The organism is Amycolatopsis sp. MEPSY49, from assembly GCF_051337345.1.
Lineage (GTDB): Bacteria > Actinomycetota > Actinomycetes > Mycobacteriales > Pseudonocardiaceae > Amycolatopsis.
On the sequence record NZ_JBDLYJ010000013.1, the window covers coordinates 229,569 to 250,924 of the forward strand.

The 21,356-nt window shown below is 72.3% G+C and carries 21 protein-coding genes and 3 pseudogenes; 16 read left to right on the top strand and 8 right to left on the bottom strand.

Going from position 1 to position 21,356, the window contains the following annotated elements:
* Window positions 1-63: 63 nt before the first annotated feature.
* Window positions 64-516: a hypothetical protein gene (locus tag ABFJ78_RS40795; protein WP_436392834.1), complete on the top strand. Its 453-nt coding sequence runs from the start codon at window positions 64-66 to the stop codon at window positions 514-516.
* On the opposite strand, the pseudogene ABFJ78_RS40800 reads toward ABFJ78_RS40795, so the two are convergent.
* Both ABFJ78_RS40800 and ABFJ78_RS40805 read right to left on the bottom strand, forming a co-directional pair.
* Window positions 517-1,005 (bottom strand): annotated as a pseudogene (locus tag ABFJ78_RS40800) (IspD/TarI family cytidylyltransferase); the annotation flags it as partial.
* Window positions 1,006-1,051: 46 nt separating this feature from the next.
* Window positions 1,052-1,360, bottom strand: a pseudogene (locus ABFJ78_RS40805) (IspD/TarI family cytidylyltransferase); the annotation flags it as partial.
* Window positions 1,361-1,617: 257 nt separating this feature from the next.
* On the opposite strand from ABFJ78_RS40805, the gene cobT reads away from it, so the two are divergent.
* Window positions 1,618-2,727: a nicotinate-nucleotide--dimethylbenzimidazole phosphoribosyltransferase gene (gene cobT / locus ABFJ78_RS40810; protein ID WP_436392835.1), complete on the top strand. Its 1,110-nt coding sequence runs from the start codon at window positions 1,618-1,620 to the stop codon at window positions 2,725-2,727.
* 50 nt (window positions 2,728-2,777) lie between these two features.
* Here cobT and ABFJ78_RS40815 read toward each other — a convergent pair whose 3' ends face one another.
* On the bottom strand, window positions 2,778-3,881 hold the full coding sequence (locus ABFJ78_RS40815; RefSeq protein ID WP_436392836.1) for a branched-chain amino acid aminotransferase: 1,104 nt from the start codon (window positions 3,879-3,881) through the stop codon (window positions 2,778-2,780).
* A gap of 97 nt (window positions 3,882-3,978) precedes the next feature.
* On the opposite strand from ABFJ78_RS40815, the gene ABFJ78_RS40820 reads away from it, so the two are divergent.
* A complete protein-coding gene (locus ABFJ78_RS40820; RefSeq protein WP_436392837.1) occupies window positions 3,979-4,278 on the top strand; it encodes a hypothetical protein in 300 nt (99 codons plus the stop codon).
* Here ABFJ78_RS40820 and ABFJ78_RS40825 read toward each other — a convergent pair.
* Together ABFJ78_RS40825 and ABFJ78_RS40830 are read right to left on the bottom strand one after the other, a co-directional pair.
* Entirely contained in the window at window positions 4,235-4,897 is a 663-nt protein-coding gene (locus tag ABFJ78_RS40825) for a DUF402 domain-containing protein (RefSeq protein ID WP_436392838.1), read from the bottom strand. The genes ABFJ78_RS40820 and ABFJ78_RS40825 overlap by 44 nt on opposite strands.
* Window positions 4,890-5,738, bottom strand: coding sequence for a hypothetical protein (locus tag ABFJ78_RS40830; protein ID WP_436392839.1), 849 nt, complete (start codon window positions 5,736-5,738; stop codon window positions 4,890-4,892). Before ABFJ78_RS40830 ends, ABFJ78_RS40825 begins: the two co-directional genes overlap by 8 nt.
* A 109-nt stretch (window positions 5,739-5,847) precedes the next feature.
* On the opposite strand from ABFJ78_RS40830, the gene ABFJ78_RS40835 reads away from it, so the two are divergent.
* The 5 genes from ABFJ78_RS40835 (at window position 5,848) to ABFJ78_RS40855 (ending at window position 11,921) form a co-directional block, all read left to right on the top strand.
* Window positions 5,848-7,347 carry a leucyl aminopeptidase gene (locus ABFJ78_RS40835; protein WP_436392840.1) on the top strand — a complete coding sequence of 500 codons (1,500 nt, stop codon included), beginning with the start codon at window positions 5,848-5,850 and terminating at the stop codon, window positions 7,345-7,347.
* 124 nt (window positions 7,348-7,471) lie between these two features.
* A complete protein-coding gene (locus ABFJ78_RS40840) occupies window positions 7,472-9,436 on the top strand; it encodes a TRAP transporter permease (protein ID WP_436392841.1) in 1,965 nt (654 codons plus the stop codon).
* A complete protein-coding gene (locus tag ABFJ78_RS40845; protein ID WP_436392842.1) occupies window positions 9,433-10,404 on the top strand; it encodes a TAXI family TRAP transporter solute-binding subunit in 972 nt (323 codons plus the stop codon). The genes ABFJ78_RS40840 and ABFJ78_RS40845 overlap by 4 nt, the downstream gene beginning before the upstream one ends.
* 10 nt (window positions 10,405-10,414) lie before the next feature.
* Window positions 10,415-11,458: an SMI1/KNR4 family protein gene (locus tag ABFJ78_RS40850; protein WP_436392843.1), complete on the top strand. Its 1,044-nt coding sequence runs from the start codon at window positions 10,415-10,417 to the stop codon at window positions 11,456-11,458.
* A gap of 10 nt (window positions 11,459-11,468) precedes the next feature.
* The gene (locus ABFJ78_RS40855; protein ID WP_436392844.1) at window positions 11,469-11,921 is read left to right on the top strand and encodes a GNAT family N-acetyltransferase; all 453 of its coding nucleotides are present in this window, start codon (window positions 11,469-11,471) and stop codon (window positions 11,919-11,921) included.
* Here ABFJ78_RS40855 and ABFJ78_RS40860 read toward each other — a convergent pair.
* Entirely contained in the window at window positions 11,918-12,262 is a 345-nt protein-coding gene (locus tag ABFJ78_RS40860) for an oxidoreductase (protein ID WP_364467151.1), read from the bottom strand. The two genes, ABFJ78_RS40855 and ABFJ78_RS40860, sit on opposite strands and share 4 nt — an antisense overlap.
* Before the next feature lie 182 nt (window positions 12,263-12,444).
* On the opposite strand from ABFJ78_RS40860, the gene lpdA reads away from it, so the two are divergent.
* The 5 genes from lpdA (at window position 12,445) to lipB (ending at window position 17,978) form a co-directional block, all read left to right on the top strand.
* Window positions 12,445-13,818 carry a dihydrolipoyl dehydrogenase gene (gene lpdA / locus ABFJ78_RS40865; protein ID WP_436392845.1) on the top strand — a complete coding sequence of 458 codons (1,374 nt, stop codon included), beginning with the start codon at window positions 12,445-12,447 and terminating at the stop codon, window positions 13,816-13,818.
* A gap of 55 nt (window positions 13,819-13,873) precedes the next feature.
* Window positions 13,874-15,652 (top strand): 2-oxoglutarate dehydrogenase, E2 component, dihydrolipoamide succinyltransferase, encoded by a 1,779-nt coding sequence (sucB, locus tag ABFJ78_RS40870; RefSeq protein WP_436392846.1) that lies wholly within the window; start codon window positions 13,874-13,876, stop codon window positions 15,650-15,652.
* A 93-nt stretch (window positions 15,653-15,745) separates the two neighbouring features.
* Window positions 15,746-16,618, top strand: a complete 873-nt coding sequence (locus tag ABFJ78_RS40875; RefSeq protein WP_436392847.1) for a TIGR01777 family oxidoreductase — start codon at window positions 15,746-15,748, stop codon at window positions 16,616-16,618.
* The gene (locus ABFJ78_RS40880) at window positions 16,615-17,238 is read left to right on the top strand and encodes a phosphatase PAP2 family protein (RefSeq protein WP_436392848.1); all 624 of its coding nucleotides are present in this window, start codon (window positions 16,615-16,617) and stop codon (window positions 17,236-17,238) included. Before ABFJ78_RS40875 ends, ABFJ78_RS40880 begins: the two co-directional genes overlap by 4 nt.
* Window positions 17,235-17,978 carry a lipoyl(octanoyl) transferase LipB gene (gene lipB / locus ABFJ78_RS40885; protein WP_436392849.1) on the top strand — a complete coding sequence of 248 codons (744 nt, stop codon included), beginning with the start codon at window positions 17,235-17,237 and terminating at the stop codon, window positions 17,976-17,978. The genes ABFJ78_RS40880 and lipB overlap by 4 nt, the downstream gene beginning before the upstream one ends.
* Window positions 17,979-18,066: 88 nt before the next feature.
* Here the strand turns inward: lipB and ABFJ78_RS40890 are convergent, their stop codons facing one another.
* Window positions 18,067-19,002, bottom strand: a complete 936-nt coding sequence (locus ABFJ78_RS40890) for an LLM class F420-dependent oxidoreductase (protein WP_436392850.1) — start codon at window positions 19,000-19,002, stop codon at window positions 18,067-18,069.
* A 5-nt stretch (window positions 19,003-19,007) separates the two neighbouring features.
* On the bottom strand, window positions 19,008-19,619 hold the full coding sequence (locus tag ABFJ78_RS40895; RefSeq protein ID WP_285483603.1) for a TetR/AcrR family transcriptional regulator: 612 nt from the start codon (window positions 19,617-19,619) through the stop codon (window positions 19,008-19,010).
* Window positions 19,620-19,750: 131 nt separating this feature from the next.
* On the opposite strand from ABFJ78_RS40895, the gene ABFJ78_RS40900 reads away from it, so the two are divergent.
* The 3 genes and pseudogenes from ABFJ78_RS40900 to ABFJ78_RS40910 form a co-directional block, all read left to right on the top strand.
* Window positions 19,751-20,272 carry a hypothetical protein gene (locus ABFJ78_RS40900; protein WP_436392851.1) on the top strand — a complete coding sequence of 174 codons (522 nt, stop codon included), beginning with the start codon at window positions 19,751-19,753 and terminating at the stop codon, window positions 20,270-20,272.
* 18 nt (window positions 20,273-20,290) lie between these two features.
* On the top strand, window positions 20,291-21,229 hold the full coding sequence (locus ABFJ78_RS40905; RefSeq protein WP_436392852.1) for an oxidoreductase: 939 nt from the start codon (window positions 20,291-20,293) through the stop codon (window positions 21,227-21,229).
* A gap of 25 nt (window positions 21,230-21,254) precedes the next feature.
* A pseudogene (locus ABFJ78_RS40910) lies at window positions 21,255-21,356 on the top strand (lipoyl synthase); the annotation flags it as partial.

Genomic DNA, 21,356 nt, shown 5'->3' on the forward strand with positions numbered 1-21,356 from the left:
CCACCCAGGTGTACTAGTACACGTGCTGGACGGCGCTCTAGTACGCAAGTTACCCTCGAAAGTGTGTCCCCGCCCACACCTCACACCGGCTCCAGCGGCCAGGGCCTCGAGGAACTCCTCGAGGAACTCCGGCGCCGCAAGTGGGTGCTGCACCTGTTCGGCGGCCGCGAGGCCCCGGAGATCTACGCGGCCGTGTACCGGTGGCCGACCTGCGCGGACGTCATCGTCCTGCGGGACGAGCACCGGGCGAGCGCCTACCGCGTGCCTTTGTTCCCGGGCACCGACGTGTTCAGCCCGAAGGTGGTCACGTGGCAGTACCACGCCACCCCGGTCTGGACGCTGCGGGCGGTGCTCACCCTCGCGGAGCCCGGCACGCCGGGCGCGCCGCTGCAGGCACTGCGGCCACAGCCGGAGTGCCACATCCCGCCGGAGCTGCGCCACGACGTGACGATCCGGCCGACGGGCACCACGGAAACCGAAGGGAACGACGGTGGCGGCCCGCCCGCGTGCGCCTAGTCAGCGGGCGAGCAGCCGCTCCGCGACCACCAGGTCGTGGGGGTAGGTGATCTTGAGGTTCTCGGGAGCACCCGGGACCCACCGGATCGGCAGGGAGGAGAACCGCTCCATGCACGACGAAGTGTCCGTACCCACGAAGCCCGCACGCTCGGCCTGTTCGTAGGCCTCGAGCAGCGGTCCGGCCCGGAAGCCCTGAGGCGTCTGGACTCGGATCGCGCCGGGCACCTGGGCGACCAGGTGCCCGGCATCCACTCCGACGACGTCGTCGGCGGCCAGGCCCGGCACAGCCCCCCCGTCCTCGCGTGTCCGGGTCAGTACCGTGCCGATCAGCTCGGAGTGGACCAGCGGCCGGGCCGCGTCGTGCAGCAGCACGGCGTCGACCCGGCCGCCCGCAATTCTCGGGGCGAGGTGGCGCAGGGCGTTGAGCTCGGAGGCTTGGCGCGTGTCCCCGCCGGGCACGATCTCGACGTCGTCGCCGGCCACCTCGTCGNGTCCGGGTCAGTACCGTGCCGATCAGCTCGGAGTGGACCAGCGGCCGGGCCGCGTCGTGCAGCAGCACGGCGTCGACCCGGCCGCCCGCAATTCTCGGGGCGAGGTGGCGCAGGGCGTTGAGCTCGGAGGCTTGGCGCGTGTCCCCGCCGGGCACGATCTCGACGTCGTCGCCGGCCACCTCGTCGGCGAGTTCCCGGTCCTGCGGCCGGATCACGAGCACGAGCACGCCGATGCCGGGGACGCGCCTGAAGGCGTCCAGCGACCAGGCGACGACGCGCCGCCCGGCCAGGGGCAGGTAGACCTTGTTCAGCTTCGCCCCGACGCGGGTGCCCGCGCCGCTGGCCAGCACCACCGCGGCCGCCGTCGTCTCCACGAGCCGCGAGACTACCGGCCGCGCGCCGGCGAGGCCGCGGCCGCGCGCCTCCCCGCGGCCGCGTCCTCGCCTCCGCCACCCGCCTCCACCGCGCACCTCCCCCGCCGCCGCACCCGATGTCGTGAATGACTCATTCCTGTCGCCTGACGACATGGATGAGTCATTCACGTCGTTCCGAGGCGACCCGCCGCCGCCGGGGGCCGCCGCGCTGCCGGTAGGTTGGCCACAGCGTTGTCATGAGCGCTGCCGTGCACGAGAAAGGGCCTGGTGTGGAGCCGGACAGCATCGAGTTCCCCGAGATCACCCCGCCCGACGACCACGCCCGGTCCGACGCGATCGCGCTGCACGACAAGCTGGTCAAGCCGGCCGGGTCGCTCGGCAGGCTCGAAGAGCTGGGCGTCTGGATCGCGGCCTGCCAGGGCCAGTCGCCGCCGCGGCCGTTCACCCGCCCGCGCGTGATCGTCTTCGCCGGCGACCACGGCGTCGCCGCGAAGGGCGTGTCCGCCTATCCCGCCGAGGTCACCGGGCAGCTGCTCGGCACCATGCTGACCGGCGGCGCGGCGATCAACGTGCTGGCCGCCGCCGCGGGGGCGAGCGTCCGCGTGGTCGACATGGCCGTCGACACCGAAGCACCCGCCACCCGCTCGATCGGCGAGTTCAAGGTCCGCCGCGGCTCCGGCTCCATCGACGTCGAGGACGCCCTGACCGCCGACGAGGCGAAGCAGGCGATCCGCGCCGGGATCGCGATCGCCGACGCCGAAGTCGACGGCGGCGCCGACCTGCTCATCCCCGGCGACCTCGGGATCGGCAACAGCACGCCGGCGTCGGTGCTGGTGGCCGCGCTGACCGGCAGCGAGCCGGTCGCGGTGGTCGGCCGCGGCTCCGGCATCGACGACGACGCCTGGATGCGCAAGGCCGCCGCGGTGCGCGACGCGCTGCGCCGGGCCCGCGCGGTCCTGGCCGACCCGGTCGCCCTGCTGCGCACGACGGCGGGCGCCGACATCGCCGCCATGGCCGGGTTCCTGGCGCAGGCCGCGGTCCGCCGGACACCGGTGGTGCTCGACGGGCTCGTCGCGTGCGCCGCGGCCCTGGTCGCCGAGGACCTCGCGCCGGGCGCGCGCCGCTGGTGGGTCGCCGGGCAGCGGACCGCCGAACCCGCGCACGCCCTCGCCCTGGAGCACCTGGACCTGGGCCCGCTGCTGGAACTGGACGTCCGCCTGGGCGAAGGCACCGGCGCGGTCACGGCCCTGCCGCTGCTGATGATGGCGGCCCGCGTCCTGGCCGAGACCGCGACCCACGACCAGGCCGGCGTCTCCGGCCCGGTCATCCCGGCCACCGCCACCTGAGCGCCCGCAAAAGGGCCCCGCACCGGAAGTGCGGGGCCCTTTTCACGCGGTCAGCCGAGCGGGACCATCCAGTGGTCGACGTCCGGGTGGGTGCCCTCCTGGATCCCCGTCAGCTCTTCACGCAGCTTCATGGTGAGCGAACCCGGCTGGCCGTCGGCGATCGTGAACTCGCCACCTCCGTGCTTGACGTGCCCGACCGGCGTGATCACCGCCGCCGTGCCGCACGCGAACGTCTCGGTCAGCTCGCCCGAGGCCGACGCCTTCTCCCACTCGTCGGTGGAGATCCGGCGCTCCTCGACCTTGTACCCGAGCCGCGAAGCCAGCTGCAGCAACGACTTGCGCGTGACACCGGGCAGCAGCGAGCCGGTCAGCTCGGGCGTGACCACCCGGGCGTTCTCGCCGGAGCCGAAGACGAAGAACAGGTTCATCCCGCCCATCTCCTCGACCCAGCGCCGCTCGACGGCGTCGAGCCAGACCACCTGGTCGCAGCCCTTTTCGACGGCCTGCGCCTGCGCCACGAACGACGCCGCGTAGTTGCCGGCGCACTTCGCCGCGCCGGTGCCGCCGGGCGCCGCGCGGACGTACTCCGTCGACAGCCAGACGCTCACCGGCTTCACGCCGCCGGAGAAGTACGAGCCCGCCGGGGACGCGATGACCGTGTACACGTAGTCGGCGGCCGGGCTGTTGACGCCGAGCCCGGTGGACGTCGAGATCATGAACGGCCGCAGGTAGAGGGAATCCCCCTGCCGGGTGGGCACCCACCGGCCGTCGACGGCGATGAGCTCCCGCAGCGACTCGACGAAGACCTCCTCCGGCAGCTGCGGCATGGCGAGCCGCTCGGCCGACTGCCGGAACCGCGCGGCGTTGGCGTCCGGGCGGAACGACGCGATCGTGCCGTCCGGCTGGCGGTAGGCCTTCAGACCCTCGAAGATCGCCTGGCCGTAGTGCAGCACCGACGTCGCCGGGTCGAGGGTGAACGGGGCGTAGGGGCCGACCTGGGCATCGTGCCAACCGTCGGCCTTCGACCACTTGACGGTCACCATGTGGTCGGTGAAGTACAACCCGAAACCGGGCTTCTCGAGTACCTCCGCGACACGGTCCGCGCTCGCAGGACTCGGGTGCGGGACATGGGCGAACTGCGTCGTGGTCGTCATGGCTAGACGATACCGCTTGGTCGGAGGCGCGTTAGTCGGAAGTCCCACTGTTCGCGGGTCCGCCGCGCCCGCGCCGCGATGACTCTAGGATGACGGCGTGAGCTACTCCACGCAGCCGGTGCCCCGGCCCAAGACCGGCGGGGCCGACGTCAAGACGTTCGTCACCGCGGTGCTGCTGACGTTCGGCGTCGGCCTGCTCGGCATGGTCGGCTGGGCCGTGCTCAGCAGCGGCTTCGGCGGCTTCCTCGGCCTCGTCGCCGGTGTCTTCGGCATCGTGTGGTGGCGGAGCATCCACGGCAAGAAGGTGTTCCCGGCGGTGATCCCGACGAAGTCGGTCGTCATCCTCGCGGTCGTCAACGCGGTGCTGGCGCTGGTCCTCTTCCTGACCGCGGGCTGAGCTCCGCCGGCAGCCGCGGCGCCGGCCACCCTTCGTCCGGGCGGAAGTCGGTGTCCGTGCCGTCGAACGGGTAGGCGCCGCGCTCCGCCAGCGCGCCGATCCGCTCGCCCTCCGCGCGCAGCCGGTCGAACTGCTCGAGCGTCAGGCGGCCGACCTCGATGGCGGCCTCGGCCTCGTCCTCGTCGTCCCAGCGCCACGTGCCGTCGGGCTCGACGACGACATCGAGCACGCCGTCGATCCGGTCGACCGCGCCCGGGGTGCGGCCCAGCGGGATCTCCAGGTTGACGTACCAGTTCTTGAACCGGCCTTCGAGGTCGAAGAACCACCAGACCGACGACCACTCGTCTTCGGGGATCCGGCGCAGCGTCGACGCGCCGTGCCAGAGGTCCGGCACCGGCACGCGCGGGATGCGGAACCGCTGGTCCAGCGGGGCGTCCCGCATCAGGCGGCCGTCGGCGAGCCTGCTGCCGACGATCGGGGTACCCGCCGGGAGCCAGGCCAGCAGGACGCGGCCGTCGTCTTCGAGGACGCGCAGCGGGTGGACCTGGCCGATCGAGCCGTCGGGGCGGTGGAAGCGTTCGACCACGGTCTCCCCCGGCCGCCAGCGTCGATCACTCACGTGACCCACTGTACCTGCGCGCGCGTACGCCCAGTAGCAGCTCGATCACGGTCGCCAACCCGGCGAGGACTAGCACGGGCAGCGCCGGCAGGAAGTACGCGGCCACCGCGGCGACGGCGACGCCCGCGAGCCCGCGCACCCCGGTCCGCTCGCGGACGCCGGCGCCGGCGGCGAGCGCGGGCACCACGGTCGCGACCACCGCGACGACGGTGAGCACCGGCTGCAGGGAATCCGCGTCGGCGGCGGAAAGCAGGTCTCGTAAGGACGTCAGGGACAACCCCAGCCGGACCGCGCCGAGCTGGTAGAGCGCGGCGAACGCGGTCAGCACCGCGACGGCGCCGAGCAGCAGCACGCGCCACCCGGCGTACTCCCGCCTTTCCGGGCGCAGGAACGGCAGGAACACCACCGCGGCGACGAGCACGCCCGCGAAGTCCGGCGGCTGCGGGCCGCCGCCCGCGGTCGCCACCGGCGGCACGGCCACGCACAGCGCGACCAGCACGAGCCCGGCGACGAGCAGCAGCCCGCCCGCGATCCGTACGACGAAGGTCGGGATCTTCAGCCCCGCGAACCCCGCGCCGGCGACCACCACGACGAACGCGGCGGCCGCGAGTTCACGGTGCGCGGGGAAGACGTAGGCGCCGAACGCGATCGCGTAGACCGTCACCTCGGCCAGCCGGGCCACCGCCACGACGACCCGGTCGACCAGGGCCTCCCCCGGTTCCGGGACCCCGGCCGTCACCCCCGCGGCGACCGCCGCCAGCACCAGCCCGGCCAGCAGCCACCAGCCCGCGCCCGCCGCTCCGGCCGCCAGCGCCACCAGCAGCCCACCGCCCAGCCGCACGCGGCCCTCCTCGCCCTCTGTTCACCGCTGCTTCCGTCGTCATTAGCATGGCTCACGATCCCGACCGGGCCGGCGCCCGGTACCACCGCGAACGCGCGAGGAGCCAGAAGTGACCGTGCCTAAGCTCGCCCTGTCCGACAACACCGGGGAGGCACTGGCCAAGACGCGCGCCGACGTGGTCGTCATCGGCACCCTGGCCGGCGAGGACGGCCCGCTTCTCGCCGACGGCGCCGCCGCCGTGGACGCCGCCTTCGACGGCCGGCTCGCCGGCCTGCTCGCCACCCTCGGCGCGAGCGGCAAGGCCGAAGAGGTCGTCAAGATCCCGACGCTGGGCAAGCTGGCGGCCGGTGTCGTGCTGGCCGTCGGCCTGGGCAAGGCCGGCGACGGCGTCACCCCGGAGCAGGTCCGCCGCGCCGCGGGCGCCGCCGGCCGCGCGCTGGCCGGCACCGACCGCGCGTTCGTGACGCTGTCGGAGCTCGACCTGCAGGCCGCCGTCGAGGGCACGGTCCTCGGCTCGTACGTCTTCACCGCCTACCGCTCGGAGAAGGGCGACGCGCCGGTCGCGAAGGTCGACTTCGCGAGCCCGTCCGGCGGCACCGCCCGCGAGCACAAGGCGACGCTGAAGGCGGCCGGCTCGATCGCCGAGGCCGTCCTCACCGCCCGCGACCTCATCAACACCCCGCCGAACGACCTCTACCCGGCCTCCTTCGCCGACCGCGCGAAGAAGCTGGCCGAGGACAACGGCCTCGAGTTCGAGGTCCTCGACGAGAAGGCGTTGAAGCGCAAGGGCTTCGGCGGCATCCTCGGCGTCGGCGGCGGCTCGTCCCGCCAGCCGCGGCTCGTGCGCATCGGCTACAAGCCGGCCAAGGCCGCCAAGAAGGTCGCGCTGGTCGGCAAGGGCATCACGTTCGACTCGGGCGGCATCTCGCTCAAGCCCGCCGCGAACATGGACCACATGACCTCGGACATGTCCGGCGCGGCCGGCGTGCTCGCCTCGGTCGTGCTGGCCGCGAAGCTCAAGTACCCGCTGGAGGTCGTCGCGCACATCCCGCTGGCGGAGAACCTGCCGTCCGGGACGTCGTACCGCCCGGGCGACGTGCTGACCATGTACGGCGGCAAGACCGTCGAGGTCCTCAACACCGACGCCGAAGGCCGGCTCGTCCTGGTCGACGCGATGGTCCGCGCGGCCGAGGAGAACCCGGACTACCTGATCGAGACCTCGACGCTGACCGGCGCCCAGGTCGTCGCGCTCGGCAACCGCACCGCGGGCGTGATGGGCTCGGACGACTTCCGCGACCGCGTCGCCGCGATCATGCAGGCCACCGGTGAGAACGGCTGGCCGATGCCGCTGCCGGAGGAGCTGCGCGCCGACCTCGACTCGCGGCTGGCCGACCTGGCCAACGTGACGGGCCACCGCTGGGGCGGCATGCTCGCGGCCGGGATCTTCCTGCGCGAGTTCGTCGCCGACGGCCTCGACTGGGTCCACATCGACATCGCGGGCCCGTCGTTCAACACCGGTTCGCCGTGGGGCTACACCGGCAAGGGCGGCACGGGCGTCCCGGTGCGGACGATCGCCGCGGTGCTCGCGGACATCGCCGCCAACGGCTGAGGTGCTCTGACGTGAATGACTCATTCATGTCGCCAGACGACATGAATGAGTCATTCACGTCGCTTCGGGGGCGGTGATCGAATTGCCGCTTTCGGTGTGATCCGCGACACCGTACCGTGGCCGGGTGACGACCGAGCCGGTGGAACGCGACTCCCCCGCCGAAATCGCCGCCGAGCACGACGAAGAACGCCCGGCGCGCACCCTCTCCCGCGTCCCCGACCGGATCGTCTACTTCGTCGCGCTGGCCGTCGCCGTGCTGGTGCTCAAGCAGGTGTTCTTCCCCTTCGCCAAGGGCAACCAGTTCTACCTCGTGCTCTTCCTCGGCGTGACGCTGCCGCTGGTCTTCCTCTGCTACCGCCCGCGGCTGCGCGGCCGTGACGATCCCGGCTGGACCGACTGGGCCCTGGCGGCCATCGCCCTCGCCGTCGGCCTCTACCCCGTGCTCGTCGGGTACGACGACTTCCTGAACCGGCAGGGCACCCTGTCCCCGCTGGACGTCGTGGCCGGCGCGCTGCTGCTCGTGCTGATCCTCGAAGCCACCCGCCGGACGACCGGGCTGGTGCTGCCGATCGTCTGCCTGCTCTTCCTCGCCTACGCCTACTACGGCGGCTACCTCCCGCAGAACTGGGGCATCGCCCACGCGGGCATCGACTTCAGCCAGATCGTCAACGCGCTCTACAACGACGCGAGCGGCTTCTACGGCACCCCACTCGACGTCGCGGGCAGCTACATCGTGCTGTTCACCCTCTACGGCGCCGTCCTGAACGCTTCCGGCGCCGGGCAGTTCTTCGTGGACATCTCCTTCGCCGCCTTCCGCAAGTCGCGGACGGCGCCCGGCCGGACCACCGTCCTGTCGGGATTCCTGCTCGGCACGGTCTCGGGCTCGGGCACCGCGACCGCCGTCAGCCTCGGCTCGATCACCTGGCCGATCCTCAAGAAAGCCCGCTACCCCAAGGAAAACGCGGGCGGGCTGCTCGCCGCGTCCGGCATCGGGGCCATCCTGTCGCCGCCGACGCTGGGCGCCGCCGCGTTCATCATCGCCGAGTACCTGCAGACGTCGTACCTGACCGTGCTGATCTGGGCGACCGTGCCGACGCTGCTGTACTACCTGGGGATCGTCTTCGCGATGGAAGCCGACGCGCGGCGCTTCGAAGCCGAGCCCGTCGACGTCCCGCACGGCGACCCGTGGAAGCTGCTGCTGCGCGGCGGTTACCACTTCCTGTCGCTGGCGATCATCGTCGTGTTCCTGGCCCTGGACATCCCGCCGTTCGCCGCGGTCGTCTACGCCACCGGCGTGGCCGCGCTCTTCGCGCTCATCGCCCGGCGCCACGACGTGCGCGGGTGGGCGAAGGACATGGTCGACGCGCTCTCGGCCGGCGTGCGCGGGGCGCTGCCGGTGATCGCGGTGTGCGCGGCGGCCGGCGTGATCACCTCGACCATCACCAAGACCGGGCTCGGCCTGGAACTCGCGGACGCGCTGGTGGAACTGGCCGGCGCGCTCACCGACAACGGCACGCTGATCCTCATCCTGACCGTGCTGCTTTCGGCCGTCGCGGTCGGCGTGCTCGGGCTCGCGGTGCCGGTCACCGCCAGCTTCATCATCGCGTGGGTGGTGATCGGCCCGGCCCTGGAGACGCTGGGGGTGGCCGACGCCGAGCGCGCGATGTTCATCTTCTACTACGCCGTGCTTTCCGAGGTCACGCCGCCGACCGCGCTCGCCGCGGTCGCGTCCGCGGCCATCACCGGCGGCTCGGTGCTGGGAACCATGTGGCAGTGCTGGAAGTACACGCTGCCCGCGTTCCTGGTCCCGATCGCCTTCGTGCTGACCGACAACGGCGCCGCGCTGCTGCTGCAGTCCGACGTCCTCACCGTCCTGTGGGTGGCGGCGGTGTCGGCGGTGGCCGTCGCGGCGCTCGCGGTGGTGACCGGGGGCTGGCTGTTCGGGCCGGTCAGCCTGCCCGTGCGGCTGCTGTTCGTGCCCGCCGCCCTGTGCCTGCTCTACCTGGAGCCGGTGCCGATCGCGGTCGGCGCCGCGTTCGGCGCCGCCGCCCTGCTCGCCCACGCCGTCGTCAAGAGGAGGACAGCATGAAACGCGCATTGGCCGCGGCCGCGGTGCTGGCACTGGCCGTCACGGGCTGCGGCGGGAAGCAGCAGACCGACCAACCGGCCGCGAGCGGGACCCAGTCCTGCGAAGCGGGCGAAGGCCGGATCACCATCGCCACCGGCAACAGCGGCGGCGTCTACTACGTGCTGGGCGGCGGGCTGGCCCAGCTGATCAGCAACAACACCAAGCTGCGCGCGACGGCGGCGGAGACCGGCGCGTCGGTGCAGAACATCCAGCAGCTGGTGGCGGGCACCTACGACGTCGCGTTCTCCCTCGCCGACACTGCGGCGGACGCCGTGCGGGGCAAGGGATCCTTCGACGGCAAGCCGCAGAAGATCCAGGCGCTGTCGCGGATCTACCCGAACTCGACGCAGGTCCTGGTGCGGACGGACGCCGGCATCAACTCGATCGCCGACATGCGCGGCAAGCGGATCTCGACGGGCTCGCCGAAGTCGGGCACCGAGGTGATCGCGAACCGGCTGCTGCAGGCGGCCGGCCTCAAGGACACCGACGTCCAGGCGCAGCGGCTCGACCTCGCCAAGACCGCGGACGGCATGAAGGCCGGCACGCTCGACGGGCTCGTCTGGTCCGGCGGGCTGCCGACCGCGCAGATCACCGACATCACCACGGCGTTGAAGGACAAGGTGAAGTTCGTCGACATCACGCCGCTGCTGCCGAAGCTCAAGGAGGTCAACGAGGTCTACGCCCAGGGCGTGATCCCGGCGGCCACGTACGCGCAGCCGTCGGACGTGCCGACGGTCGTCGTGCCCAACCTGCTGCTGGTGCGCGAGGACTTCCCGGCGGGCAACGCGTGCGCGATCACCAAGCTGATCTTCGACAAGCAGGCGGAGCTGGCGAAGGTCCACCCGGCGGCGAAGGAGATCACCAAGCAGCTGGCGCCGCAGACCGACCCGGTCCCGCTGCACCCGGGGGCGAAGCAAGCCCTCGGCTAGGGTCCGGTGGGTGGATGCCGGTGAGTTCCTCGAGGCGGCGGTCCGCGACGTCCTGACCGCAACCGAAGCGGGCGTCGACGACCAGGTCGGGTACGCCGCTCTGCTGCTCGCCGTGGCAGGTGCGCTCGACGAAGCCGACCGGCTGGTCGAGCAGTGGCTGGACCGCACCGAACGCCCGGTGACGGCGCTGGCGCCCGACCCGGTGCGGGCCCGCGCGTGGGCGATGCTCTTCGAAGCTCGCGGCGGACGCCCGGACTGGGCTTCCGGACTGACCCCCTTGGATCTCGACGCCGAAGAACGCTTGCACACGGCTTCGCTGCGACGTCCGGTCTCGGATCTCGAGGGTGTCCTGCCGCCGGGGCCGGTCGCCGAGGTGGTGAAGCACGTCGCGCCCGCGCACCCGGATCGGGTTCGCGCGGCCCTCGCCGACGGTGACCTCGACCGTTGGGCATCCCTCGCCGGGCCACGGCCGGACGTCGCGGCGCTCGCGGCGACGCGGGCTTTGACCCCGGCGCTGGTGGCCGGCGCGGACCCCCTGGGCCTGCGCGACTGGGCACCGGCGTGCGCGGGTGCGCTGGTCGCGGCGCTGCACGAGCGGTACCCGCGGGAGCTGGGCACCTGGCCCGAGCTGATCGCGGAGATCATGCGGCTCAGAGGGGTGGGCGAGCCGCTCCCGGGCGGCGCAACTACCGCAACCGGCGCAGCCGAACCCCGGCCCGCGCCGCTCCTGCGCAACCGGACCACCCTTTCTCCCCCGGCGTCCGAGGCAGCGATCCGGTCGGCCGAACTCCGGCTGGGCGTCGAGCTGCCGCCCGACCACCGCGAATTCCTGCGCACCTGCGACGGCCTCCCCGCCGACGTGGTCTTCCCCCGCCTGCTCGGCACAGCGGACCTGCGGGCCGAGAACGGCGTGGTGATCCTCGCCGACCCCGCGGTGCTGCTGCTGTCGGCGGGGCACGTGGTCGAGGTCGACCCGGTGCTGGGCACGACGGTCCACCCGTCGTTCCGCGCGGCGCTGGTCCGGCACGCCGCCCTGCTCGCCCAGGCAGGCTAGGTTGGACCCGGTGACCACCCTCACCGCGGAGACGATCACCCCGGCCAACGTCGCCGCCGCGTGCCAGCTGGCCGTCGAGCCGCACCAGAAGGACTTCGTCGCGCCGGTCGCGGTCTCCCTCGCCGAGGCGTACACCCAGCCCGCGGTGGCCTGGCCCCGGCTGATCCTGGACGACGGCGAACCGGTCGCGTTCGTCATGGGCGCCTTCGACCCGGGCGCCGAGCCGGACTTCTTCCGGTGCGGGATCTGGCGGCTCAACGTCGGCGCGGGCGTCCAGGGCCGCGGCTACGGCCGGTTCGCCGTGGAGACGGTCCTCGAGGAGGCCCGCCGGCGCGGCCGGAAGACGGCGACGGTGCTGTGGATCCCCGCTGAAGGCGGCCCGGAGGACTTCTACCTCAAGCTGGGCTTCCGCCCGACCGGCCAGACCTTCAACGGCGAGGTCGTCGGCCGGATCGAGCTTTAGACCTGCCCGCGCTTCTTCCGCTCGGTGTACTCGCGCATCCGCTTCGGGTAGCCGACCCGCGCGACCTCGTACACCGGGATCGACCGGCGGTGGCCGAACTGCTGGGCCGCCTCGAGGCTGCCGATGCGGCGCCGGGTCCACTCGCCGTCGTGGGCGATCAACACCACAGTGGTCTCGGTGACGTTCGTCTTCGGCTCGACGAAGGCCTCGACACCCCGCCTCGAGGCCACCCACTCCTCCAGGTGCCGAGTGTCCTCGGAGCTGGCTTTCCGCAGCGTACCGGCCCGCTGACCACCCTTGGCCCGCCTGCGCAGCGAGTCGAAGAGCCCCACCACGACCACCTTCCCTCCCGAGACCTACGCCACTCATTATCCCGATGTCCGCGTGTGGTCGGCGTCGCACACCCGGCTAGGTCGCAGCCCCGTCCGGCGTAGTGACAAGATGGCGGATGTCGCGCGCGCGGTTATACCGGGCGGGCGCGGCGACAGAGCACCACCCCACCGCTTGCCGAGGAGTTATTGAAGTGACCGACACCTCCGCCGACCTTGTGATCCTGGGAGGCGGATCGGGCGGCTACGCCGCGGCTTTCCGCGCGGCCGAGCTGGGCCTTTCCGTCACGCTGATCGAGAAGGACAAGCTGGGCGGGACCTGCCTCCACCGGGGCTGCATCCCGACCAAGGCCCTGCTCCACGCCGCCGAGGTCGCCGACGAGACCCGTGAGGCCGACGCCGTCGGCGTCAAGGCCGCCTTCGAGGGCATCGACATCGCCGGGGTCAACAAGTACAAGGACGGCATCGTCGCCCGTCTGTACAAGGGCCTGCAGGGCCTGGCCAAGGCGCACAAGGTGAACCTCGTCGAGGGCAGCGGCACGTTCGTCGGCGGGACCACCGTCGAGGTGGACGGCACCCGCTACACCGGCAAGAACGTCATCCTCGCCACCGGTTCGTACTCCCGCACGCTGCCGGGCCTGGAGCTCGGCGGCCGCATCATCGCCAGCGAGCAGGCCCTGTCCCTCGACTACGTCCCCAAGAAGGTCGTGGTCCTGGGCGGTGGCGTGATCGGCGTCGAGTTCGCCAGCGTCTGGGCCTCCTTCGGCGTGGACGTCACCATCGTCGAGGCGCTGCCGCGGCTGGTCCCGAACGAGGACGAGTTCGCGTCCAAGCAGCTCGAGCGCGCTTTCCGCCGGCGCAAGATCGCCTTCAAGACCGGCGTGAAGTTCACCGGCGCGAAGCAGGACGAGAACGGCGTCAGCGTCTCGCTGGAGTCCGGCGAGACCATCGAGGCCGACCTGCTGCTGGTCGCCGTCGGCCGCGGGCCGAACTCGGCGGGCCACGGCTACGAGGAGGCCGGCGTCAAGATCGAGCGCGGCTTCGTCCTCACGGACGAGCGGCTGCGCACCAACCTGCCGAACGTCTACGCCGTCGGCGACATCGTCCCCGGCCTGCAGCTCGCGCACCGCGGCTTCCAGCAGGGCATCTTCGTCGCCGAGGAGATCGCCGGGCAGAACCCGCGCGTCATCGACGAGAGCGGCATCCCGCGGGTCACCTACTCCCACCCGGAGGTCGCGTCGGTCGGGCTGACCGAGTCGCAGGCGAAGGACAAGTACGGCGCCGACGTCACGACGTTCACCTACGACCTCGGCGGCAACGGCAAGAGCCAGATCCTCAAGACCTCCGGCGGGGTCAAGCTGGTCAAGGCCCCGGACGGCCCGGTCGTGGGCGTCCACATGGTCGGCGACCGCGTCGGCGAGCTGATCGGCGAAGCGCAGCTGATCTACAGCTGGGAAGCGTTCCCCGAGGACGTCGCGCCGCTCATCCACGCCCACCCCACCCAGACCGAGGCCCTCGGTGAAGCGTTCCTCGCCCTTGCGGGGAAGCCGCTGCACGTGCACAGCTGACGTCCCACCAGCAGAATCCAGACCACGCAGAACTTGGAAGAGGAGTCAGCGAACGATGGCCTACTCCGTCACATTGCCGGAGCTCGGGGAGAGCGTCACCGAAGGCACCGTCACCCGGTGGCTTAAGCAGGAGGGCGACACCGTCGAGGTCGACGAGCCGTTGCTCGAGATCTCGACCGACAAGGTCGACACCGAGGTCCCCTCCCCGGTCGCGGGCACGGTCGTGAAGATCAGCGCCCAGGAGGACGAGACCGTCGAGGTCGGCGGCGAGCTCGCCGTCATCGACGACGGGTCCGGCGGCGTGCCGGAGTCCTCCGCCCCGGCGCAGGAGGAGAAGCAGGAGTCCGAACCGGAGCCGGAGCAGTCGTCCGAGCCCGAGCCGCAGGCCTCCGACAGCGCGCCGAGCAAGCCGGACACCGCGCCGGCCGCGGGCGGCGAAGGCACCGAGGTGAAGCTGCCCGAGCTGGGCGAGAGCGTCACCGAGGGCACCGTCACGCGCTGGCTGAAGGCGGTCGGCGACTCGGTCGAGGTCGACGAGCCGCTGCTCGAGATCTCGACCGACAAGGTCGACACCGAGGTGCCGTCGCCGGTCGCCGGCACGGTGCTGGAGATCCGCGCGGGCGAGGACGAGACCGTCGAGGTCGGCGGCGTCCTGGCGGTGATCGGCGACGCGAACGCGGCGCCGAAGGCCGAAGCGAAGCCGGAACCCGAGCCCGAGCCGAAGCCGGAACCCAAGCCGGAGCCGAAGCCCGAGCCGGTTCAGGAGTCGAAGCCCGAGCCCAAGCCGGAACCGAAGCCGCAGCCGCAGGCCGCGCCCGCGGCGAAGGCCGCCGAGTCGGCCCCGGCCGCCGCGGCGAAGGACGGTTCGGCGGACGGCCCGTACGTCACGCCGCTGGTCCGCAAGCTCGCGTCCGAGCACGGCATCGACCTCGCGTCGCTGACCGGCAGCGGCGTCGGCGGCCGGATCCGCAAGCAGGACGTCCTGGCCGCGGCCGAGGAGAAGCAGAAGCAGCAGCAGGCTCCCGCTCCCGCCGCCGCTCCGGCGGCCGCCGCTGCCCCGTCGGCGCCGGCCGCGCGTCCCGCGGCCCCGGTGTCGCCGGAGCTCGCCGCGCTGCGCGGCACGGTCCAGAAGGCCAGCCGGATCCGCCAGATCACGGCCACCAAGACCCGCGAGTCGCTGCAGATCGCCGCGCAGCTCACGCAGGTCCAGGAGGTCGACGTCACGAAGATCGCCAAGCTGCGCTCGCGGGCGAAGGCGGCCTTCAAGGAGCGCGAGGGCGTCAACCTGACGTTCCTGCCGTTCTTCGCGAAGGCCACGGTCGAGGCGCTCAAGCAGCACCCGAACGTCAACGCGTCCTACAACGAGGACACGAAGGAGATCACCTACCACGGCGCCGTGCACCTGGGCATCGCGGTGGACACCGAGCGCGGGCTGCTCTCGGTCGTGATCCACGACGCCGGCGAGCTGAGCCTGGCCGGGCTCGCGCACCGGATCGCCGACCTGGCGGGCCGCGCGCGGTCGGGCCAGATCAAGCCGGACGAGCTGTCGGGCGGCACGTTCTCGATCACGAACATCGGCAGCGTCGGCGCGCTGTTCGACACGCCGATCATCGTGCAGCCGCAGTCGGGCATCCTCGGCACCGGCGCGGTCGTCAAGCGCCCGGTGGTCATCGCGGACGCCGACGGCAACGACACGATCGCCGTCCGGTCGATGGCGTACCTGCCGCTGACCTACGACCACCGCCTGGTGGACGGGGCCGACGCGGGCCGCTTCCTGACGACGATCAAGCAGCGCCTGGAAGAGGGCAACTTCGAGGGCGAGCTCGGCCTCTGAGTTTCCGCTGACGAAGGCCGCCACGGACTTTCCGTGGCGGCCTTCGCCGTGTCCGGGAGTGCGGTCGCGCAGCGGATGCGCAACGATCGGGGCATGCGAGTACTCATCGCCGGAGCGAGCGGCTTGATCGGGTCGGCGCTGGGCGAGCGCCTGCTGGGCGACGGCCACGAAGTCCGCCGCCTGGTGCGGCGGGAAGCGCGTGGGGCCGGGGAATTCCGCTGGGACCCGCCGTCCGGGACCATCGCGGAGGGCGCCTTCGAAGGCGTGGACGCCGTCGTGAACCTCGGCGGCAAGCCGCTGTTCCCCGGCCGGTGGAGCGCGATGCGCAAGCAGGAGCTCACCGACAGCCGGGTCGAGCCGACCGAGGTGCTCGCCGAAGCCGTCGCCGAACACGGGGTCGGCGTGCTCGTCAACGCTTCCGCCGTCGGCTACTACGGCCACACCCACGAGTCCACTGTGGACGAATCGGCCCCGCGCGGGCACGGGTTCCTCGCCGAGCTCTGCGAAGCCTGGGAAGCCGCGACGGCGCCGGCGGGCGACGCGCGGGTCGTGCACCTCCGGACCGGGCTGGTGCTGTCGGCGAAGGGCGGCCTCTACGGCACGCTGCGACCGCTTTTCCGGCTGTGCCTGGGCGGGCGGCTCGGCGACGGCCGCCAGTACCTGCCGTGGATCTCGCTCGAGGACGAGGTCGGCGCGATCGCCCACGTCCTGGCGAACGACCTGTCCGGCCCGGTGAACCTGACCGGGCCGGCGCCGGTGACCAACGCCGAGTTCACCCGCGCGGTCGGCCGCGCCGTGGGCCGCCCGGCGCCGTGGTGGGTGCCGGGCGTCGCGCTCAAGGCCGTGCTCGGGCAGGCCGGCGAGGAGATGGCCTTGTTCGGGCAACGAGCGGTCCCGGCGGTGCTGGAGCGATCCGGGTACGCGTTCCGCCACCCGACGCTGGACCGGGCGCTCGCCGCGGCATGAGCGTTCCGCTGCAGCGCTGGCTGGTCGTCGGCCTGGTGTTCGCCGCCGCGTTCGTCCTGCTCGGGCTGAGCGTCGCGCGGCAGCCGCTGACGCTCGACTCCGAGGTGGCGAACGCCCTCCACGGCGTCTACACGCAGCCGCTCGGCAAGGTGGCGGAGATCGGCAGCGACGTCCTCGGCCCGGTGCTCCCCTGGGTGGTCGGCGCGGCGCTGCTCGCCTTGGCGCTGCGGCGGCGGCAGCACACGGGGTTGTGCGTGCGGCTGACCGTCGTGCTGCTGCTGTGCCGGTTGACCAGCCTGGTGTTCAAGCCGGTGTTCCTGCGCGAGCGCCCGCGCGACTACCCGGACCTGAGCTACCCGAGCGGGCACGTGACGTCGGTGGCGAGCACCGGTTTCGTGCTGGTGCTGCTGTGCGCGTGGCTGTGGCCACGGCTGGTTCGCCGGGTCGCGGCGGCCTCCGCGGTGGCCGTGGTGCTGAGCGCGGCGTGCCGGGTCGTGCTCGGCGTGCACTGGGTGTCGGACACGATCGGCGCAGTGCTCGCGGTCACCGGTGTCGGGCTGCTCTCAGCCTGCGCCTTGCGGCTGCTTCCCCCGGGTGACGGGCGTAGCCTCGACGGGTGAGTTCTTCCTGCACCTCCTGCCGCGCCAGCACCGAGCCCGTCGACGTCCGGGAGCTCGGCACGATCGACTACACCGAAGCCTGGGAGCTCCAGCGGAGCCGGCTCACCGAGCGCGCCGACGGCACCGCGCCGGACACGATGTTCCTGCTGCAGCACCCGTCGGTGTACACGGCGGGCAAGCGCACCGAGCCGGCCGACCGCCCCGCCGACGGCACGCCGGTGATCGACGTCGACCGCGGCGGCAAGATCACCTGGCACGGCCCGGGCCAGCTGGTCGGCTACCCGATCGTGAAGCTCGGCGACCCGATCGACGTCGTCCACTACGTGCGGCGGCTGGAGGAGGCGCTGATCCACGTGTGCGATCAGCTGGGCGTGCACAGCGGCCGGGTGGAGGGCCGCAGCGGCGTCTGGATCCCGGCGGACGACCGCGGCATCGAGCGCAAGATCGCGGCGATCGGCATCCGCGTCCAGCGCGGCGTGACGATGCACGGCTTCGAGCTGAACTGCAACGCGGACCTGAAGGCGTTCGACAACATCGTCCCGTGCGGCATCCGCGACGCGGGCGTGACGTCGCTGTCGTACGAGCTGCAGCGGGACGTGAGCGTGGAAGCGGTGCTGCCCTTGGCCCGCGACGCGGTCTTGGCGGCGCTGGAAGGCGAGCTCCCGGTGAGCGAGGACCGCTGGCTCCCCCGCCCGGCGGCTCCCGAGGCCCCCGGCGTCACCTTCGCCCTGCAGAACTGACCAAGCGCCCCAATGTGGCCTTGGTTGCGTCTGACGCACCCAATGTGGCCTTCGGTGCGTCTGACGCACCGAAGGCCACATTGGGGCGCTAGTCCAGCTGCGGGGCGACCTCGGCCGCGACCAGCTCGAGCTGGTCCAGGTCCGACAGGTCCAGCAGCTGCAGGTAGACGCGGGTGATCCCGGTCTTCTCCCGCCACTGCCCGATCCGGTCGACGACCTCGGCGGGCGTCCCGGCCAGGCCGTTCGCCCGCAGTTCGGCGAGGTCGCGCCCGATGGCCGACGCCCGTCGCGCGACCTCCTCCTCGGAGCGGCCGACGGCGATGGTCAGCGCCACCGACCGCAGGATCTCCTTGGGGTCGCGGCCGATCTCCTCGGCCGCCGCGTCGACGCGGGCGAACTGCGCGGCCGCCGCCTCGGTGCCGACGAACGGCAGGTTGAACTCGTCCGCGTACCGGGCGGCCAGCTGCGGGGTGCGCTTCTTGCCCTGGCCGCCGACGATCACCGGCGGCGCCGGCGACTGCGCGGGCTTCGGCAGGCCCGGCGAGTCGGTGAGCGAGTAGTACTCGCCCTTGAAGGAAAACGTCGACCCGGCCGGCGTCTTCCACAGCCCGGTGACGATCTCGAGCTGCTCGGCGTAGCGGTCGAAGCGCTCCTTGAGCGGCGGCAGCGTCAGGCCGTACGCCTCGTGCTCGGCGTCGTACCAGCCGGAGCCGAGGCCGAACTCGACGCGGCCGCCGGACATCTGGTCGACCTGCGCGACCGAGATGGCCAGCGGGCCCGGGTGCCGGAACGTCGCCGCGGTGACGAGCGTGCCGAGCCGGATCCGGCTGGTCTCGCGGGCCAGGCCGGCGAGGGTGATCCACGCGTCGGTCGGGCCGGGCAGGCCGTCGGCCGAGCCCATCTTCAGGTAGTGGTCGCTGCGGAAGAAGGCGTCGTAGCCGGCGGCTTCGGTCGCCTTGGCGACGCGCAGCAGGTCGTCGTAGCTGGCCCCCTGCTGGGGCTCGGTGAAGATCCTCAAGTCCACGAAAGTCAGCCTATAGAGACGTCGGGCTCCGTGCGCCGCAGCCGTACCAGCATGCGGACGATGACGTCCTCGATCTCGGCGCCGACCTTCTTCGGGTCGGGCGAACTGGCGATTTCGGTCGCCGCGCTCGACAGCGCGCCGAACAGCAGCCGCGCGGTCACCTCGACCGGCACGGGCTCGACCTCGCCCGCGTCGATCAGCGACTGCAGCCCGGACCGGACCAGCCCGAAGCTGCACCGCTCCTCGGCCTCGCGCCAGCGTTCCCAGCCCATGACGACCGGGGCCTCGTGGATGGCGATCCGCTGGTAGGCGGGGTCGAGGCAGGCGCGGATGAACGCGTTGAGCCCGCCGAGGGCCCGTTCCCACGGCGAGCCGTCGCCGGTCATGATCTTGTCGAGGCGGTCGTAGACGAGGCTTTCGACCTGGTCGAACGCGGCTTCGAAGAGCGCCTGCTTGCCGCTGAAGTGGTGGTACAGCGCGCCTTTCGTGACGCGGGCGCGTTTGGCGATCTCGTCCAGCGAGGTACCCGCGTACCCGCGCTTGGTGAACAGTTCGACCGCGCTGTCGACCAGCGCCGACCGCGTCGACTCGGAGTAGTCGAGTCGTCTGGACCTCATTGTCGCCACCTTCACAACCTTACGCCGGGAGGATCTCTCCGTACTCATGGTATGTTCGCGTCGTCAGGTCCGTACCGGGAGTATGCCGCAGACCCGCGGTATGACCCGGGCCACGGAAGGGGAGCCACACGATGAGCTGGACCGACTTCTACCGACGTCAGGAAATCCTCGAAGCCACCGTCCGCCTGGCGGGCCGCAACCCGGCCGAGCCGCTGCCGCTGGAGGAGGTCCCCGGCGCCGAAGAGCACTTCGGCACCGAGGAGAACGTCCTGCTGGCGCTGCAGTACCAGTGGACGCGGACGCTGAGCGGCCGCCTGCGCGCCGAGGTCACCGATCCGGACGACGCCGACGGCCTCGGCGACCACGTGGACGCCGTCACCCGTGCGTGGCGCGGCGCCGTCGAGGAGCACGAGACGCTGCGCGCGGTGCTCGACGGGGCTTACGAGCGGCACGCGTCGCTGCGCCGGATGCACGAAGGCGAGCTCCGGATGCTCGCCGTCACGGCCGGGCTGGCCGACCCGCGCGAGCCGGGCGAAGAGATCGTCAAGGTGGGTTACGCGCTCGAGGCGCTGCTGCGCACGAGCCGTGACGAGCCCGCCCGCCGCCGTCCTGTCATGGGACACCTGCGGCGCCTGCTCGCGCCCAGTGCGTAAACGGTGTAAAGAACACGTATGACGGAGCGCTGGACCGACGCCGACATCCCCGACCAGACCGGCCGGACCGCACTGGTCACCGGGGCGAACTCGGGGCTCGGGCTGCGCACCGCCGAGGTGCTCGCGAGCAAGGGGGCTCGCGTGCTCCTCGCCTGCCGCTCCGCCGAACGCGGCGCGAAGGCACTGGACATCGTCAAGACGGCCGCCGCGGGCGCCGAGCCCGAGCTCATCCCACTGGACCTGAGCGAGCTCGCCTCGGTGCGCGCGGCCGCCGCGACAGCCCGGGAGCTGACCGGTGACACGCTGGACGTCCTGGTCAACAACGCCGGCGTGATGGCGACCGCCCGCGGCCGCACCGCCGACGGCTTCGAGCTGCAGTTCGGCACCAACTACCTCGGCCACGCGGCGCTGACGTGGCTGCTGATGCCCGCCCTGCGCGGCCGGGTCGTCACGCTGTCGAGCCTGGCCGCCGTCGGCGCCCGCATCCACCTCGACGACCCGAACGGCGACCACCGCCGCTACAACGCGGCCGCCGCGTACGGGCAGTCGAAGCTCGCCTGCCAGGTGTTCGCGCTCGAGCTGGACCGGCGCCTGCGCGCGGCCGGCTCGGACGTGCTCAGCGTCGCCGCCCACCCGGGGTACACCGCGACGGGACTCGGCAGCGGCATGGCGCGCTCGTACTCGAACCCGGTGGTGCGCGCGGTCCTGGCCGGCGGCCACCGCGCCGGCGAGGTGCTGTTCGCCCAGAACACCCGTATCGGCGCCCTCCCGCAGCTGTACGCGGCGACGGCGGACGGCGTCGAAGGCGGTAGCTACTTCGGCCCCCGCGGCCTCGGCAACCTGCGCGGATACCCGGCAAGGGTGCCGGCGGTGGCCGCCGCGCGCAGCGAGTCGCTGGGGTCGGCGCTGTGGGACCTGACGGCCAAGCTGACGGGCGTCACCCCCGACCCCGCGTAGCCCGGACGGGCGTACGGTTGAGGGCGTGAGTGGTGCGCCTGAAGGCCGGAAGCTGTTGCGTCTGGAAGTCCGCAACAGTGAGACGCCGATCGAGAAGAAGCCGTCGTGGATCAAGACGCGGGTGCGG

What these genes read in the sequence shown, in the direction of transcription:
- cobT (WP_436392835.1), top strand. Translation starts at nt 1,618, where the DNA reads ATGAGCGCTGCCGTGCACGAGAAAGGGCCTGGTGTGGAGCCGGACAGC.
- ABFJ78_RS40815 (WP_436392836.1), bottom strand. Translation starts at nt 3,881, where the DNA reads ATGACGACCACGACGCAGTTCGCCCATGTCCCGCACCCGAGTCCTGCG.
- ABFJ78_RS40845 (WP_436392842.1), top strand. Translation starts at nt 9,433, where the DNA reads ATGAAACGCGCATTGGCCGCGGCCGCGGTGCTGGCACTGGCCGTCACG.
- sucB (WP_436392846.1), top strand. Translation starts at nt 13,874, where the DNA reads ATGGCCTACTCCGTCACATTGCCGGAGCTCGGGGAGAGCGTCACCGAA.
- ABFJ78_RS40875 (WP_436392847.1), top strand. Translation starts at nt 15,746, where the DNA reads ATGCGAGTACTCATCGCCGGAGCGAGCGGCTTGATCGGGTCGGCGCTG.
- ABFJ78_RS40880 (WP_436392848.1), top strand. Translation starts at nt 16,615, where the DNA reads ATGAGCGTTCCGCTGCAGCGCTGGCTGGTCGTCGGCCTGGTGTTCGCC.
- ABFJ78_RS40895 (WP_285483603.1), bottom strand. Translation starts at nt 19,619, where the DNA reads ATGAGGTCCAGACGACTCGACTACTCCGAGTCGACGCGGTCGGCGCTG.
- ABFJ78_RS40900 (WP_436392851.1), top strand. Translation starts at nt 19,751, where the DNA reads ATGAGCTGGACCGACTTCTACCGACGTCAGGAAATCCTCGAAGCCACC.
- ABFJ78_RS40905 (WP_436392852.1), top strand. Translation starts at nt 20,291, where the DNA reads ATGACGGAGCGCTGGACCGACGCCGACATCCCCGACCAGACCGGCCGG.